This is a genomic window from Sunxiuqinia indica, assembly GCF_009847015.1.
GTDB lineage: Bacteria > Bacteroidota > Bacteroidia > Bacteroidales > Prolixibacteraceae > Sunxiuqinia > Sunxiuqinia indica.
In genome coordinates, this window is the sequence record NZ_WVEM01000001.1 from 40,575 (window position 1) to 57,444 (window position 16,870).

Below are 16,870 nucleotides of genomic sequence, written 5' to 3' on the forward strand. Positions count from 1 at the left end.
ATTTTAAAATATTTATTTGGAAAGGAGGAAAAGTATACGAAAGAAAAAAAGTAAATATCTTTTTCATCGATTAAGATATAGCAGAACCAACGTGTGGAGAGGCGCTGAGGCAACAGGAACAGAGAAATTAAACAGTGGACATTTATGCTTTATTACGATTGGTGTAAATAAGGGACCCAATAAGCAATAAAGAAAACCTGTTTAAGCAATTTAGCCATGAAATCACATTTGAAGATTATTGAAGAATTAAACAATGCGTTATCGAAAACAAAGGAAGTTTCAGTTAAGCTCCCGGACCAAATGGAATATGCGATTGGCCACTGCAAGATTGCACTGGACGATATGCGTAAACTTGTAGTTAAAGACGGATTTGCTGATAAGGAATCAGAAATAGAGTTTTTTAAAAAACTGAAGCCTGAAGTTTACAGCAAGCTGCTGTATTACCGGGAAGTTTTTGACCTTGAAACCAAACGTCAGGATAACGATAAAGAAGGAACCCGGAAATACCTCCATAAAAAGCTGGATAAGATAATGGAATGTATGGTCCGAAATGATATGAAAGTGCAGTATTACCGTTGTAATTACAATCACCTGGATGAAAAGTACTTTTTGCGTGACGGAGCAGAAATCCCCTTGGAATTAAGGGATAACCATCATCTGTTGGATGAACAGTTTTTTACCTGGCATGACCATACCTTTTCAATGATTAGGGCCAATGAGATGTTGATCGATTACATCACAGGGGAATTACGAAAGCTGGATAGTTCTGAAGATCTGGCTGATACAACACCGGTGTCTTCGCTCTACTGGACAGGCAGTAAAATTGATGTGGCCGAAATCATCTACGCCTTATATTTTGCCAAGGTGATCAATGGAGGGAAGGTCACGATCAGGGAACTGGCCGAGGTGTTCAGTCGGTTCTTTAACCTTGATTTGACAAATGATGTCTACCGGTACTATGCAGAAATCCGGCAACGAAAGATCAATCAAACGAAATTTCTTGATGTTCTGCGTCATGTACTGCAACAGAAAATGGACGAAGCAAATGAATAAATATTGACAGATGAAACGATGACAAGAAATTACCAAAAACAGATCAATAAAGGATGTTTTTATATCTTTGTTATGAAAGACCGGAAGACAACTAATTATCGGGAATGTATCCTGATAAATTGAAAATATAGGAAGCGTTAGCTTTTATTCTTGCTCTCAAAATACGCCAAATTTTATGCATAACAAGAATAATAAGTATGACGCTCACGCTATGGCGTGGGCTGTGCTTATTTGTTATGCGGGTGATTGGCGTCACCTTGAGAGCAGATATGATACGGTTCACGCTTTTTTTGTTTATAAAAATCAAAAAACTAAAACCATGTCAATTAATACTCCCAAAATCCGTCAGAATGCTGATTTAATCCCGGCCTTTTCCGGCTGCCCGTTTGGCAATCCAGTTTCAGAATGCCCATTCATCCCGTACTATGAACTAAAAGATGAGAATCAGCAGATCAAGCAGATCGAAGTAATACCCCAGGAAAAACTGGATGAAATGCGCACCTTTCACCGGGCCTGTGTGGAGCGCTACAGGAAGGGTGAATGGCGGTAGATGCACCTACTTAACCATAAAAAATACCTGACCTGACAAGCTATTGATAACAGATTAAATCTGAAGGCTGCAATTTTGAATGGTATTAAAATAAATCATTCAAAACGAAATCTTATGCCATCAGAAATTCTGACCACCGATGACCTCCGGGAATTCAAGATCGAACTGCTTGCCGAACTCAGAAAACTAATAAGAGAAAACCAGGGATTATCCACCAAGAAATGGCTCCGTTCAGGAGAAGTGCGCCAACTACTGGGGATTTCCCCCGGTACACTTCAAAACATGCGGATCAACGGCACCCTTCCGTTTACAAGAATGGGAGGCGTTTTGTATTATGATTCCGGGGATATTCAAGAGATTCTGGAATCAGGCAAAAGCCAGTCGCAAATGAGATTTGGAAGCCGGAAATGAACTACCTGCGGCACCTGAACGGATTTTTTGACCGGCTGGATGAGGATCAACGCCTTTCGTCCTACCACATCAGCCTGTACCTGGCCCTGTTCCGGCAGTGGAATGCTTGCCGGTTTGGTGACCGCTTTGTTATTTCCCGGGCCGAGATGATGCAGCAGGCAAGAATTGGTTCAGCCAATACCTATGCCCGCTGTATGAAAGAACTAACCAGTTGGGGCTATATTCATTACAAGCCTTCGTCGAACCTCCACAAAGGAAGCACCGTTAGTTGCATTTCATTTGATCCGACTTCCAATACTGAATTCGATAGCGGTATTAAAAAAGATACCGCTACCGATACAGGAGAGGATACAACCGCTGCTGCCGGTACTGCCACGAATACCGAAAATGATATCAAAGGAAATGCCACCAAACGTACCGGTAACAAAACCAATACAGGAACTGACACCGCTGGTGATATCACAAGAAATACCCGCACCAACGGTGATACAAAAAGTGATACACCTGCAAGTATATCAAGCGATACGGGTACAGCTTCCGGTCGCCAAAGTGATATCGGAGCAGATACAGGTAACCATGAAGATAACCCTACAGGTATTCAATCTGATACCGGGGCTGATACAACAAGTGATACACTTCTTATAAACAATACAAAGAATATTAAACAAGAAGAGAAAAAAGAAAATCCAAAAGAAAAGGAGAGAGGACAAAAGGATAAGAATTTGAAAATATCCAGGGAAGAGAAAACCTCAATTCCTGAGTTTTCTGATGTGAAATCTTTTTTCAGGAAAAACGGTTTTCCGGAAAGCGAGGCCCAACAATTTTATGCCCGTTACCTGTCCCTGGGATGGAAAACAACAGACAATCAACCCATCGTTTCCTGGCAGGCCCTTGCCCGGAAATGGATGATCAATAACAATAAAAACAACAGTCATGAAAGACCATTCAATCAAATCGGGGCCGGCAGGTTCAGTGTCCCGACCGACAAGGATTATTCAGAGCCCTTATGACCAGGTTGCCCGGTTCAAGAGCGGCGTGTTTCACTTTAATTTCCAGCAAAGTGTGCTGTGGATGGAAGAAAAAGGAAAAATGCTATTCGGTAAACATTTTAGGATTGAGCCCGATGACCTGGAGTTGATCTACAAGCTGCTGGTGTATGCCATTGGTGATCAGGAGAATGCTGAAAGGCACGGTATGAGCCTTTCAAAAGGATTATTGATCTCCGGTCCAATTGGTTGTGGCAAGAGTACGCTGGCCCGGCTGATCAGTTATTTCTGTGCCAGGGAAAGCCAGTTTATGGTCAAGCCCACCCGGGAAATCAGTTTTGAGTTTGAAAAAGACGGGTATGCGGTGATTAACCGGTATAGCAAAGGGTCGTATTTTAAGATCGGTGGGATTCCTGTTCCTAAAGTGTACTGTTTTGATGACCTGGGATTGGAGCAGACACCAAAGCACTTCGGTAACGAGTGCAAGGTGATGGCCGAGATCCTGCTTGCCCGTTATGACCTGTTTATGACAAAGCGCATGCAGACCCATATTACCACCAACCTTTCCGCTTCTGAGCTGGAAGCCATTTATGGCAACCGGATCAGATCCCGGATGCGGGAGATGTTTAACCTGGTGGCTTTTGACCGGGAATCAAAGGATAAAAGACGGTAAGAATCTTTATTTTTTTCAGGATATTCTGCGGCCTGTTCGCCTTGTTTGCTTCGCACCAGACTTACACGCCTCGCTCAAAAAAGAAAGATGCCCGCTTTTGTTTCACCCACAGGAGCCAGGCGTGTGCCTGACTTCCCCGGGGTTTCACTAACGCAGACAACTTTCCTGTTTTTTAGGAGCTGATTGACTGTTATCAGGTTCCCGGTTGTTTTTATCAGGACTAATGCCTCAGCCCGGCGGAACCATCGCTGCGTTGCACTCATTCATTACCCGGACCCGCCGGACAGAGCTGGCGGAGCCAGTCACTCCTTCGCTTGACGATACGATGGACCCGCCGGGCACTTCGCGGCAAGAGAAGCCCATTCACTTCGCATTGCTTCGTTACTGGTCTACACTTGCCCTTTGCCTGCCCACCTTCTCAAAATTGTTCCTGTAGCTTGTTTAATTTCAGTCGAAAACTAAAAAGAAAAGCCAATTTAGCCGGTCTGCCTGCAACCCTCTGCCAGTAAAAATGCAAGGCCGGGCCCCGGGTGTTTCGCTTTTTTGTATCAGCTTCCAGCCATTGATTATCGGGGATGTCCAATACGCGGAACAGCCTTGCATTTTTGCATCGACCGGCTGCCAATCAGGCTTTCTTTCTTTTTTTGACTTTTTTTCTTTCTTTTCAAATGACTTTAATTTCATCAAAACTAATCAAACAGGACCATAGAAAAGGTGAAGCTTTCCTATATTTATCCATGCACCATTCAAGTGAAAGCAAAACGCGTTAAAAAAACACTTGAACTTCAAAACTTGATTAACAATAAAAAGTCCCTGACCTGACAAGGCCTGTACAACAACTACCATTTCACTTTCCAACCTTTGCATCGGTGACTGGTAAGCAGGTTTTCATTTTCCTTCCTGAGGTCACCGGAAATTAATCAACCAAAAAACTGATACCGAAATGTTTGGAATTGATCAGATCAGCTGGACCCGTTTCTGGGAATTTATTCTTTTTGTTTTGGCTATATGGTACCTGGGACTGCTTCTTTGGAGTTGGTATCAAAAAGAAAAAAGCAGCCAAAAACAGCTTTTTGTAGAGCATGCTTCAGGAGCCTTAATGGCGGAAGCGACCACCCCTTTCTCTGTTTGTTCCAGGGATTATCCATCAGGGCTGATCCCGATTCGCCTTTCGGAAGACATTCCATTACCGGTTTCCCTGTATGAAGAAGCGGGGATTGATGATGGCTATCCCATCGACTGTTTCACCCGGACCAGTCATCCCGAAATGTCAAAAATACTGGAGCAAGTCCAGTTTCAATAAGAATCCTTTAAATGATTTAAAAGTGAAAAAGTACATTCAACGGTTTTTCTTTCGAGTTACGGCGATAACCGCCACTCTTTTCCTTGGTGCTTACCGGGCCATGGCCCAGTCATCAGCAGGAATTGACCAGGCCACTGCCGAGGTAAGTTCGTATGTTGATCCGGTTTCCAACCTGATTATCGCCATAGGCGCAGTCGTTGGGCTGATCGGTGGGGTACGCGTGTATATTAAGTGGCAAAGTGGTGACCAGGATACCCAGAAAGCCATTATGGGCTGGTTTGGTGCCTGCTTGTTTTTGATCCTGGTGGGTGTGGTCATCAAAGCCTTTTTTGTCTGATGGAAACCACCAGCTACCCGGTAAAAAGAGTGGATACCCGGCTTTATATCAAAGGGCTTTCAGGCCCTTTGGTTTTCCGGGCGTTGTACGGGATCATTGCCGCTTTTTTCGGCTTTTCAGGAGTCTATATTTTGCTGGGAGCCTTCCCTGCAGTGCTGCTGATTGTCCCTGCCATGCTGGCCTACCTGTATCGGCTAAGCCGGATCCAGAAAACACACGGACCCGAAGGCTGGGACAAAAGGCAAACAGCCAAAAAGCTGCCCCAATTTATCTGTTGCAAACAACGGGTCTATCATACCCTAAAAGGAACACCTGAACAATAAAACAGACATTTATGAAAATTAAAAACCTGCAGGAGGTTCTTCCCCTGCTTGGATTTAACGGAGATATACTGGTCTCCAATAACCTGGATTTAAGCATCGGTTTTCGGCTAGGCCTGCCTGAAGTGCTATCGTCCAGTACAGAAAAGCTTTACCAGCTGCATGATACGTTCCAACGAATCATCAACCTGTTGCCTGCTGGTAGTTTCCTGCATAAGCAGGATCATTTCCTGGTCCGGGAGTTTGAGTTCAAGGGGCAGACTCCAACAAATTACAAGGCTGTCGCTGCCAGTTTGAATGAATCTTACTTAAACCATTTTCATGGGCGCAAATACCTTCGTCATGAGTGTTTCCTTTTTATCAGCCTGCTCAACCGCGGGCTATTGAGAAACTACCTGGAATCCTCACTGATCTTATCCAGAAAGGAGCGTAACATGGAAATGCTCCGCTTTGACAAGATTAATGAGCTCAAAATCAATCTGGCCGCTGTTTTTAGGCAAAACGGGATTACTTGTGAGCTGCTTTCCAGGGAAGAAGCTGCGGGAGGAGAAGATCGTCTGGGATTGATGGAACGCTTTTTAAGTCTGAACTTCACCGGTGACCATCCGGTGTTGGGAGGCATTGATTTCAGGGACCGGCTCAAGGTGATGGACCAGTTTGTGGAGATCATGAGTTTAAGTGATTATTCCCATATCCCGACTGAGCTCAGGCCTGTCTCTAAGCATCCGCAGACAGGCCTTGCGGCTTCGCTGGTGTACCCGGTCAGTTATCACCTGCCGTTTTCGCATGTGACCAACCAGTTTATCTATATCCCGGATCAGCAGGAGATCAAAGCTTCGCTGGAAGGAAGCTATAAAAAGATCTACAGCCTTTCGAAATTCTCCTCGGAAAACAAGGTCAACGCCGGGCTGATTGAATCCTTCCTGGACCAGGTACAGACCATGGGAGAGAAGATCGTGCAAACCCATTTTAACGTCATGCTGTTTGATTCATCGTTAAAAGACTTAAAGCAGCACAAAAGTGAGACGGCTTCCGCCTTTTCCCTGATGAACTGCTTTCCCTACCAGCACAGCCACGATCTGCCCGAGTTGTTTTTCTCCTGCGTGCCTTATTCAAGCCAGCTTCCGGAATCCGAGCTACTGATCACCCAGGTCCCACAGGCCTGCTGTTTCACAAATTTTGAAGGTGAAATTAAAAACAGCTTATCGGATTTTACCATCAGCCTCTCGAACCGGCTGGAGGGTTGCCCGGTCAGGATCGATATTTCGGATGAGCCCATGCAAAAACACCTGATCCATAACCGCAACAAGATCATTATCGGTGGATCGGGATCGGGGAAATCCTTTTTTACCAACCACCTGCTAAGGCAATACGCCGAAAGCGAAAACTGTCATGTCGTGTTGTTGGATGTAGGCCGGAGCTATGAGCTGCTGACCCTGTATCTGAATGAACGATTGAAAAAACAGGGAGGGGCGATGATGATCGAGTTTACGGCAGAAAATCCCATTTCGTTTAACCCGTTTATCCTGGAAGGTAAGCTGGATATTGAACGTAAACAGACCATCCTGTCGGTGATCTTCACCATTTACAAGGAGAACCTTTCGGAGATGGAAAAGGATGTGATCGCCCATTCGGTAACCGCCTTCTTTGAAACAGAAGAGGTGAACGACCGATCCTTTAACGGGTACTATGAGTTTTGCCGGGACTTTATTCCGGGGCTTGTCAAAGAGCAATCCATCCGGTTTAATGTCAACGAATTTTTCTTTATCCTCTCAAAATATTACCGAGGTGGTGAATACGATTATCTGTTGAACCGGCAGATGAATACTGATGAGTTTTTCCGCTGCCCGTTTATCGTCTTTGAGTTGGATCGTATAAAAGACCACGCCATTATTTTCCCGGTGGCAACGCTGATTATCATCGATATCTTCCTGCAGAAGATGAGACGGCTGAAGGGCGTTCGCAAGGTCCTGTGCGTGGAAGAAGCCTGGAAAGCGATTGCAACGCCTCAGATGGCTTCCTACCTGAAATACTTTTACAAGACCATCCGGAAATTCTTTGGCGAGGCGATGGTGGTCACCCAGGAAGTGGATGATGTGATCTCCTCACCGGTGATCCGCGATGCGATTATCAATAATGCCGATACAAGGATACTGCTGGATATGAGCAAATTTAAAAACAAGTTTGACTCGATTAGTGAAACCCTTGGTTTGTCGGAATTCCAAAAGGAGCAAATCCTGTCGATTAACAAAAACCTGCCATCGGACCGGAACCTGAAGGAAGTCTTTATCGGCCTGGGAGATCACTCGCAGGTCTATGCCCTGGAAGTGAGCAGGCCCGAATACTACTGCTACACTTCTGAACAAAGTGAAAAGCAGCAAATTCTTGAAAAGCTGGAGGAAAGAAAAGACCAGTGTTTTCTGTCAATCCTCAAATCCATGTCAACGAATCAAAAAACAATTTAAAACAATGATGATGAAAATGAAAACAAACCATTTAATGATCAGGCTGCTTTTTTTAGTGAGCCTGGCCGGACTACAACCCGCTTTGGCCCAGGCCCCGGTAACTGATGTCGGGGCGGGCATCCAGCGGGAAGCCTTATGGGAACAGGAAAAGGGCATCTTATCGGAAATCAACTGGTACAATGTGCTGATCAAAGTATTAAACGGTGACATCAAAGGGTTGACCGCCGAACTGGTAGGCATTGACCAGCAAAAGCTGGAGAGCCTGCAAAAGGTCTCCAACCTGATCAAGGATTACAAACGAATCCGGCAGACCAAAGAAATGCTGGTAAAGGTCATCGAAGTCTATACTGAAAAGCTTCCCCGGCTGGTTCAGGATCAGAATTTTACCACGCAGCAGGCAGCAGTGATTGTCCAGTCCTTTGACCTGATCCTGGATGACGCCAGCCAGCTGACTACCACAATCCTGAATACCATTGTCAAGGATGACCTTTTTCTAATGGACGACAAGCAGCGGTACGATACGATCAATGGTATCTACGAGGAAGTACGCTGCCATTACGGAACGATCTGCTACCTCTACAACAAACTGCTTTATGCCTCTTATCAGAAAAGCTTTGATTCGGGCAGCCTGGAAAGTTTCGCTTACTACTACACCCTTTATCATTAACTGCAGATTATCGTCAAAATATGAATTTCAGAACGGTGAAAAACAGGAAACGAATGCATTGCACGCTATTGATTATCCTGATACTGATCCTTTCAGTCAATTCACTGAAAGCTCAGTTACTGGATGTCAAACCCTGGCACGGGTATTACCCGGAGATGGAGGGTCGCTATCCCCTGTCTTTTATTGCCTTTAAAGGCTGGCTGTTCCCGGTTCCTCACGTGTTTATCCGCACCTGGCCTACCCATTATTACGTGGAAGTCGGGGCTTTGCCGGTTTCCGATGCCGAAGGCTATGCTGGTTCGCTTCGCATTAACCTGGTGAAAATAGCTTCCCGGCTGATAGAGAAAAAGCAAATAAAAGACCGCCATGAACACACTGCAGGAATACGGGACGATACCCAAACGCAGTACGAGATTGAAAAGATCATTGTTGATGCAGAAAGTGACCAGTTGCCGGATATCTACCTTATCACTTCGGGTTTTATACGACTCTATACCAGCATTGGCCGGCTGGACAAGCTGAAAGACTGTAGATGGCTCAAAGAGCTTTTAGAAAAGGAGGCCGATCAGTTATTGACCCGCTTTATTTCGGTTAACCTGTTCCTGGCAGAGCATGGCAAAAAGCTGGAAGCCTTTGGCGAAATTAAAACCGAACTGAACCGCCAGATCGGTGAGGTGGATTACACTTACCGGAAGGTACACCATTACCGGTTTTACATGAATAATGTCAGTCAGTCCTACATCTTCCTGACTCAGTGAAGTAACTATTCGGATCGGAATCCCAAAATCCGAACATCCCGAAATCTAAAATCTGAAAATCCTATAAATTATGCTATCACAGGTAATTACCACGAGAACTTTTTTTGACTTTACCGATGTCCTGATCCAGGGAGGCCTGGACAACGCCCGGCTGCTGGTGAACATGGCCCGGGCGATCGGTGGCATTGCTGCTTTCCTGTATATCTCCAAACGGATTTATGAGCAGCTGATTGCCGATAACCCGATCTCATTACTGCCCTTATTGCGTCCCTTTGCCCTGGTATTGGTGATTAGCTTCTGGGGACCCTTTGTTCAGCTATTAATGGTTCCAACCAAGGGGTTAACCAAGCTTTCAGAAGCTATTTATGCTGATAAAAAGCACCTGGTCGCTGAACGACTGGAAGAAAAGCAGGAAGCTATTTTTTATGCCGACCTCCCAGCTTTTCAGGAAAACCAGGAGAAGGAAGCGACCCTTTGGGATAAGGGGATCAATATGCTGCTGACCTCTTACAACATCATTTCCGGCAGAGCCCTGCAACACCAAATCAACTTTTACTTGATGGATAGTGTGCGTCAACTGATGGAATCGCTGTTTGAGGCCTTGGTTTACCTGGTGGCCTTTCTTAGGACTATATTTTGCGTGTTGCTGGTTATTTTTGGACCCTTGGTGTTTGCCATCTCCATTTTTGACGGGTTTCAGGATAACTACCTGGGATGGATTGCCCGCTTTGTCAATGTCAACCTCTACCTGCCCATTGCCCTGGTGATATTGTCGCTGGTGCAGGAAGTGCTCATCTTCGTGCTGGAAGCAGAAATCGCCAGTATCAAAGCTTCGCTGATCTACATGCCATCGATGTACTATGTTTCCAACCTGGTGGTACCGATCTGCGGGATAGTGGGACTGCTAATGGTCCCTAAAATCGCTTCGTGGATTATCAGTGCTTCGGGAACCAACACCGGCGGAGGAAGGTTGGTCCGGACAGCAGCGCTGATGGCGATCACCAAAGGTGCCATGAAATAACCCAACGATCAAACATCCATGAATCAATGATCCATATTCCAAAGAAAGAATCAACAATCCACTATCAATAATCATATCAATGAATAAGGTATTTGACATCCAACGAAAATTCCGGTTTACGGTCTATATCCTGTTAGTTGCCAGTCTGACTTTGATTGGCTTCAGCTCCTTCGTGTTCATTCAGTCGTTAAGGCTGGTGGAACGCTCCCGGCAGAAAATTTATGTGCTGGATAACGGCCAATCCCTTCTGCTGGCTCTGCGTGCAGATATATCGGATAACCGTCCGGCAGAAGGGCGCGATCACATCAAGCGTTTCCATGAGCTTTTCTTTACCATGGAACCGGACAAACAATACATTGAAAACAACGTACGGGAAGCCTTTTACCTGGCCGATGGATCGGTCCGGAAGCAATACCGCTCCTATAAGGAAAACAATGTGTACAACCAGGTGATCGCCTCGGATATCAGCATGACCCTGGTAACTGATTCCGTGTACATTGATTTTTCAGCCTATCCCTACCAGTTTTGCTTTTATGGAAAGCAGCGCATTGTTCGTAAATCAACGATCACGATGCGCAGTCTGGTAACCCGGGGCGAGCTTCGTAACTGTTCGCGGACAGATAATAACCCTCACGGTTTTTTGATCGAAAACTGGCTGATTACAGACAACAAAGACCTGGAGACCCAAAAACGAAAATCGTTCTGATCCTTTAAGACAAATCACCATGAAACAAATGAACAATGAACAGAAAACAGGAGAAGCGGGCAGACTGGCCCGCTTGATTGAAAAGTTGGATTCCCGGGACAGGAGTCTTGAACCGGTAAAACGCAGGCAAAAATGGATGCTGCTACTCGTGGCCCTTTTCCTGCTATACCTGGCTTCTTTTTTTCTTCCGGTACCCGGGATTTCCCATAAGAGAATTGACCCCAAAGCATCCGGTTGGCGGGAAGACTCCAACGGATGGCCAACACCCAAGCCACCTGGTCAAAAGTCCCTGACTTTTGAGATGCCGGTTGATTCTTTTGAAAACCTTTTAAAACAACGCATTGATGAAAGCAATCCTGAAAAGAAATAAAGCCCTGTTTGTACTACCCCTGGTGTTGATTCCTTTTGTGGTGCTGATCTTTTATGTGCTGGGTGGTGGAGAAAATGTCACCGGGAAAAAGCAAAAGCTGAGCGGACTGGATCCAATTACGGGAGCGAACTACAACCTGCCGGAAGCAGACCGAAGCCTGGAGATCGTGGACAAAATGGAGGTGGTCGAATCTGCTGACAAGATTTCCCTATACGATGCTGACAACATCCTGGGAGTCGTTGCAAAAGACAATGAGGATAGCCTGAAGGTGGAATCGGAAGCTAAGGATACATCCCAATTGGTGCAAAACGCCACTGAATTTTCCGGTATAATGCCGGAAAGCCATTTGACTGATCAGTCCGATCTGTTAAAGCACATTCAGCACCGTCAACAGCAAATCCGCTCAACGCTGAGAGCCGGAAAGGATGAGGCTCCAAATTTGCAATCCAAGGCTGAACCTATCCCTATGGCTAAAAAGTCAGGGTGGGCTGAAGATACCACTTCAAAAGCAAAACAGACAAATCCGGAGCTAACCATGACAGAAGCCGGCATTGAACAGCTGGACCAGGTGTTTCGGGAAAATGCCTACCTGAAAAAGCGCAATGATTCCCTGAGTTCTCAATTGAGGCAGGCACAAGTGATTCAACAAAAGCAGGATTCGGTGAGGAAGCATTATACCGTCCTTGAAAAACAAGGACAGTCCGCTTTTAAGCCCGGAAAGCAAACCGGCTCGATGCTGAAAGCAGAAATCTATGAGTCAGCCACCGTGCTGACAGGAAACCGTATTAAGCTTCGCTTGTTGGAAGATGGCTGGCTGGGTGGCGTGAAGATCCCAAAGGGTGCCTTTTTGTATGGCCTTTGTGAAGTAGCTGGTGAACGCCTGAAGATCACGATCCGCCAAATCCCTTTGAATGGAAATCTCATCCCGGTTAATATCACCGCTTGCGATCTGGACGGGATGGCTGGCTTGTATGTCCCGGACCATGCTGCCCGCAAGGTAGCTAAGAATGTGGGTGGTGGCATCAATACTTCTTCCATGTTTGGTGTGACGGGCAATCCCTTGACCTATGCCGGTGTGCAGGCAGCAGACCAAACCGCCCGGTCCCTGATCCGAATGGTTCGGATCAAAAAAGTGACAGTCAGGAAAAACACCTTAGTCTATTTAAGCAATAAACCCAAGTAAACGATGAAAGCAATAGTAATGATTATTTTTTGTGCTCAGGTTCAGCTGACAACCCTGGCGCAAGTTTTTTCCGATACCCTGAAAATCTCAGATACCAAGACCAGCCATTTGGTTTGCCCCGGTAAGGTTGACTATGTCCAGGTGGGCGATCACACCCTGGTTCAGGCAGAGGTTGTCCCTGAGCTTGCGAATATGGTCCGGATCAAAGCAACTGCTCCTTTTGAAAAGCCAAGTTCGCTGACAGTGGTATGCCAGGACCTGATCTATACATTTGAACTCCGTTATGGTAATGATGGCCCGATCACCTACCCGGTGGATAGTTTTCACGGGCAGGATGCCCGGACATTCTCAGGAAAACTGATGGCGGACCATGTGCTGAAAGAGCTCTGTGACCAGATTCTTGACAGACACCACCGCCGTGGTTGTTATCGCAAGCGCAAAGGGGAGAAAGACGGGATCAGGATCCGGCTTCATTCCATTCACTTAAAAAATGATGCTTTGTTTTTCGAGCTGGAACTAAAAAACGCAACCCAAATGGCTTATGATGTGGAAAGCATTTATTTCTGGATCACCGACAAACGAAAGGTCAAAGCCACCAATATCCAGGAATACCGGGTTGCGCCGGATTATCGGCACAACAAAGTCACAAGGATCCCCGGAAAGACCAGCGTTCGGGAAGTGTTTGTCTTCGAGAAGCTAACCATCCCGGATGGGCGTGTCCTGAAACTGGAGCTGAACGAAAAAGCCCTGAGAAACACGGGACGAAAGCTCAGCTTCAAGCTGAGAAACAAAGATATTCTGAAGGCCCGAAAGCTATGATTGACAGGGGAGCTTTAGAGATTCCATTGACAGATGATTTAAGAGGTTTATTTCATAATTCTTTAGCCATGAATAACGAACCACGGGAACTGACACGATTGCATGAAGGCTTTCGCTTTTTCAGCTACCTGCTTTTGATCGTATCCCTTTTCATGAGCTGCCTGCCATTTTTTACCCGCCACAATATCTGGATGGAGCAGTTGACCCCTTTGCTGGAAAAGATCAACGGGTTGATCTTTATTTCCGATGTGTATATCTCCAAATTGGTCTGCCTGGTTTTCCTGGCTATCACCTGTGTGGGAACCAAAGCCCATAAGGACCGGGATCTGGCAGTTGCAGTGATTGTTCGTCAGGTATTGGTTGGCTTGATCCTTTACTGGGGAAGCCTGGCAGTATTCAGACTGTATCCGTTGGCCTATCTGTTGCTGACCTTTGTTGGGTTTGTCTTACTGAACCTTGGCTTTGACAATATCTCGAAGCTGATCAATGTAAACCTGATGAAGGACCGATTTAACCTGGAGAATGAAAGTTTTCCCCAGGAGAACATCCTGAAGGCCAATGAATATTCGGTGAATCTGGCCAGCATCTACCAATACAGAGGTTCCAATCATGAAGGCTGGATCAATATCGTTAATCCTTTTCGGGCCACGATGGTCATTGGAACGCCGGGATCCGGAAAGTCTTTTTCTGTGGTTCTACCCTTTATCCGGCAACATCTGAAAAAAGGTTTTTCGATGTGTGTGTACGATTTTAAGTACCCGGACTTATCCCTGGTGACCTATAACCATTTTCTGAAAGCTAAGAAAAGCGGTACTCTGCCTGCCTCGGCTGAGTTTTATGTGATCAATTTTGAAGATATCCAAAAATCATTTCGATGCAATCCATTGGCCCCGGAGTGGATGGAAAGCCCCATTGATGCGTTCGAATCGTCACGTACGGTGCTGTACAATTTGAACCGGGAATGGATTCGCAAGCAGGGAGAGTTTTTCTCTGAATCGGCGGTTTCCTTTTTTGCAGCTGTGATCTGGTTTTTGAAAAAGTACCGCGATGGGGAGCTTTGCACCCTGCCGCATGCCATCGAACTCTTGCAGATGGATTATGACGATTTGTTTGCCCTCCTGGAACAGGAAAAGGATGTGGCCAACATTATCAATCCGTTTATCAATGCGCATAAGCGGGGAGCCAGCGAACAGCTGGAAGGGCAGCTGGGAAGCCTGAAAATTGCTATATCCAAGATCATCAGCCCGGAAATTTACTGGATCTGCAGTGGTGATGATTTCTCACTGGATATCAATTCGCCGGAGTCACCGAAGGTGGTTTGCCTGGCTAATAACCCGTTGAGAGTGGACATGTATGGGGCAGTCCTGTCGCTGTTTATCACCCGGATGCTGAAAGTGATTAATAAAAAGCACCAGCGGCCTTCCTCATTGATCTTTGATGAACTGCCAACCATTTATTTCCGGGGACTGGACACCTTGATTGCGACAGCGCGTAGTAACCGGATTTCGACCCTGCTGGGTGTGCAGACCATTGACCAGCTGATCCGGGATTACGGGAAAGAACAGGCCAATGCCATTACCAGCAATATCGGGAATGTCTTTTGCGGTCAGGCAGCAGGTGAGACCGCACGCTTTATCCAAAACAGGATGGGCAAGATCTTGCAGGAGAGGCAATCTCTGAACATCAATCGTAATACCCAATCCTCGACGTTTTCCACCCAGCTGGACTACCTGGTGCCAGAAGGAAAAATCGCAACGCTTCCACAAGGGGTTATGGTTGGTCAGGTGGCTGATAATTATGGGGAAGGGCTTAGCCAGAAAAACTTCAATGCCCTGATTCGGGTGGATGTGAAAAAGCAGCAGCAGGAAGAAAATCAATACGTCCCAATTCCGGACTTTTACCGCTTTGACAATGCCCGGGAGGTGCTGGATAGAAATCGTTACCGCATACAAAATGATATCCGCTCCATCTCGATAAAAAGATAAAACCGGATCAAAGAAAACTTCATAAACATGAGCAAAAACATGATTGAGAACACGACTTATATCAAATGCAGGCCATCCCAACTGCTAAACCTTGGTAATTTTCTATTAATACTGGTTTTAATACCATTACTTTTTCGTCTCGATGGACTGATCCGGGAAAAGCTTCCGGGTGGTTTCATATCCGAAGAATTTGAATTTCATATGCTTTATCTTCCGGTTTACCTGGGCATTATTGCCGGAGTGAACCTGGTCTACCACATCCTCCGGGTAAGATGCATCCGCTATGAGATCAGCCCGGAGGAGTTGGAATACCACTCCGGGATCTTTTACCGCAAACATGAGTACATTGAGCTCTATCGTGTCAAGGATTACCAGGTCGACCGCCCACTGCTTTACCGGATATTTGGTTTGGGTAACCTCATTATTAATACCTCAGATAAAACAATACCCGTGTTTCGGATGAAGGCCATCCGGAATCCGGAAGATATTTATACCGTGCTTCGGGCTTTTGTCGAGCGAAACCGCCGGGAAAAGCATGTCTACGAAGTAGATTAATCATCCTTAAAATTAAAAGATCATGGAACAAAACACACGCATGACAATGGACCAGGTGCCATTTGACAAACTGGAAAAAGCAGGTATTAAACGTGACCTGATTGAGAACATGGGAAAGCGGGAAATGACCGATTTTTTGAACGGTTTTCGCTCAGCCAGGTTGTATACTCTGAATGCCCGGATTGGTGATCAGGATTACAAGATCCCGGCTAAGATCCGTCTGCATAGTAAAGAAGACGGATCAGTGGATATTAAAGTACACCCCATTCAGCGGCTCAATGTCCCGGATGAATACATGGGGCACAAGTTTACCAAAGAAGAAAAAGGTGCTTTGCTGGGTGACAAGAACCTTGGAAAGACGGTGGAACTGACCAGTCGTAGCGGGCAGAAAGACAATTACTACCTGGCCATTGATCCCAAGACTAATGAGTTGATTCCTTTACGTGTCAGCTATATCCAGATCCCCGATAAGATCAAAGGGGTAAGCCTGACAGCTGATCAAAAGAACAAGCTGGCAGCTGGTCAGAAAGTGGAGGTGAAAGGCATGATGGGTAAAAATGATAAGAAATTTGGTGCAACGCTACAGGTGGATGCAGCAGGCAGGAACATTAGCTTTTCAGATTTTAAGCAGGAGAAGATGGAAAAAAGCAGAAGACCAGAAACAGGATGCCAAAGCTGAAAAGAAAGCCGGGTCCAAACAAAAAGTGA

At 45.9% G+C, this 16,870-nt stretch carries 19 protein-coding genes; all 19 read left to right on the forward strand.

Features of this window, described 5'->3' with window-relative positions; translation table 11 throughout:
- Nucleotides 1-216 precede the first annotated feature (216 nt).
- Nucleotides 217-1,053: an RteC domain-containing protein gene (locus tag GR929_RS00155; protein WP_159516894.1), complete on the forward strand. Its 837-nt coding sequence runs from the start codon at nt 217-219 to the stop codon at nt 1,051-1,053.
- A 175-nt stretch (nt 1,054-1,228) separates the two neighbouring features.
- A complete protein-coding gene (locus GR929_RS00160; RefSeq protein WP_159516895.1) occupies nt 1,229-1,603 on the forward strand; it encodes a hypothetical protein in 375 nt (124 codons plus the stop codon).
- Nucleotides 1,604-1,717: 114 nt separating this feature from the next.
- Entirely contained in the window at nt 1,718-2,014 is a 297-nt protein-coding gene (locus tag GR929_RS00165) for a helix-turn-helix domain-containing protein (RefSeq protein WP_159516896.1), read from the forward strand.
- Nucleotides 2,011-3,024, forward strand: coding sequence for a hypothetical protein (locus GR929_RS00170; RefSeq protein ID WP_159516897.1), 1,014 nt, complete (start codon nt 2,011-2,013; stop codon nt 3,022-3,024). Before GR929_RS00165 ends, GR929_RS00170 begins: the two co-directional genes overlap by 4 nt.
- Nucleotides 2,948-3,673 (forward strand): P-loop NTPase family protein, encoded by a 726-nt coding sequence (locus GR929_RS00175; protein ID WP_201300857.1) that lies wholly within the window; start codon nt 2,948-2,950, stop codon nt 3,671-3,673. The genes GR929_RS00170 and GR929_RS00175 overlap by 77 nt, the downstream gene beginning before the upstream one ends.
- A 943-nt stretch (nt 3,674-4,616) precedes the next feature.
- The gene (locus GR929_RS00180) at nt 4,617-4,976 is read left to right on the forward strand and encodes a hypothetical protein (protein ID WP_159516898.1); all 360 of its coding nucleotides are present in this window, start codon (nt 4,617-4,619) and stop codon (nt 4,974-4,976) included.
- On the forward strand, nt 4,876-5,313 hold the full coding sequence (locus GR929_RS21965) for a DUF4134 domain-containing protein (protein ID WP_449654856.1): 438 nt from the start codon (nt 4,876-4,878) through the stop codon (nt 5,311-5,313). Before GR929_RS00180 ends, GR929_RS21965 begins: the two co-directional genes overlap by 101 nt.
- A complete protein-coding gene (locus GR929_RS00190; RefSeq protein WP_159516899.1) occupies nt 5,313-5,636 on the forward strand; it encodes a DUF4133 domain-containing protein in 324 nt (107 codons plus the stop codon). Before GR929_RS21965 ends, GR929_RS00190 begins: the two co-directional genes overlap by 1 nt.
- An 11-nt stretch (nt 5,637-5,647) precedes the next feature.
- Nucleotides 5,648-8,098 carry a TraG family conjugative transposon ATPase gene (locus GR929_RS00195; RefSeq protein ID WP_159516900.1) on the forward strand — a complete coding sequence of 817 codons (2,451 nt, stop codon included), beginning with the start codon at nt 5,648-5,650 and terminating at the stop codon, nt 8,096-8,098.
- Nucleotides 8,019-8,765: a hypothetical protein gene (locus GR929_RS00200; protein ID WP_235933981.1), complete on the forward strand. Its 747-nt coding sequence runs from the start codon at nt 8,019-8,021 to the stop codon at nt 8,763-8,765. The genes GR929_RS00195 and GR929_RS00200 overlap by 80 nt, the downstream gene beginning before the upstream one ends.
- A gap of 20 nt (nt 8,766-8,785) precedes the next feature.
- The gene (locus tag GR929_RS00205) at nt 8,786-9,523 is read left to right on the forward strand and encodes a hypothetical protein (protein ID WP_159516902.1); all 738 of its coding nucleotides are present in this window, start codon (nt 8,786-8,788) and stop codon (nt 9,521-9,523) included.
- A gap of 70 nt (nt 9,524-9,593) precedes the next feature.
- Nucleotides 9,594-10,544, forward strand: coding sequence for a hypothetical protein (locus GR929_RS00210; RefSeq protein ID WP_159516903.1), 951 nt, complete (start codon nt 9,594-9,596; stop codon nt 10,542-10,544).
- A gap of 79 nt (nt 10,545-10,623) precedes the next feature.
- On the forward strand, nt 10,624-11,250 hold the full coding sequence (gene traK, locus GR929_RS00215; RefSeq protein WP_159516904.1) for a conjugative transposon protein TraK: 627 nt from the start codon (nt 10,624-10,626) through the stop codon (nt 11,248-11,250).
- Nucleotides 11,251-11,269: 19 nt separating this feature from the next.
- Complete coding sequence (locus GR929_RS00220; RefSeq protein ID WP_159516905.1) at nt 11,270-11,620, forward strand: hypothetical protein; 351 nt, start codon at nt 11,270-11,272, stop codon at nt 11,618-11,620.
- Entirely contained in the window at nt 11,595-12,803 is a 1,209-nt protein-coding gene (traM, locus tag GR929_RS00225; protein ID WP_159516906.1) for a conjugative transposon protein TraM, read from the forward strand. The genes GR929_RS00220 and traM overlap by 26 nt, the downstream gene beginning before the upstream one ends.
- A gap of 3 nt (nt 12,804-12,806) precedes the next feature.
- Nucleotides 12,807-13,622, forward strand: a complete 816-nt coding sequence (locus GR929_RS00230) for a DUF4138 domain-containing protein (RefSeq protein ID WP_159516907.1) — start codon at nt 12,807-12,809, stop codon at nt 13,620-13,622.
- Nucleotides 13,619-15,607, forward strand: coding sequence for a type IV secretory system conjugative DNA transfer family protein (locus tag GR929_RS00235; RefSeq protein ID WP_235933985.1), 1,989 nt, complete (start codon nt 13,619-13,621; stop codon nt 15,605-15,607). Before GR929_RS00230 ends, GR929_RS00235 begins: the two co-directional genes overlap by 4 nt.
- A 27-nt stretch (nt 15,608-15,634) precedes the next feature.
- Nucleotides 15,635-16,162, forward strand: a complete 528-nt coding sequence (locus GR929_RS00240; protein WP_159516909.1) for a PH domain-containing protein — start codon at nt 15,635-15,637, stop codon at nt 16,160-16,162.
- Between the two features lie 22 nt (nt 16,163-16,184).
- Nucleotides 16,185-16,841 carry a DUF3945 domain-containing protein gene (locus GR929_RS00245; RefSeq protein ID WP_159516910.1) on the forward strand — a complete coding sequence of 219 codons (657 nt, stop codon included), beginning with the start codon at nt 16,185-16,187 and terminating at the stop codon, nt 16,839-16,841.
- Nucleotides 16,842-16,870: the final 29 nt, after the last annotated feature.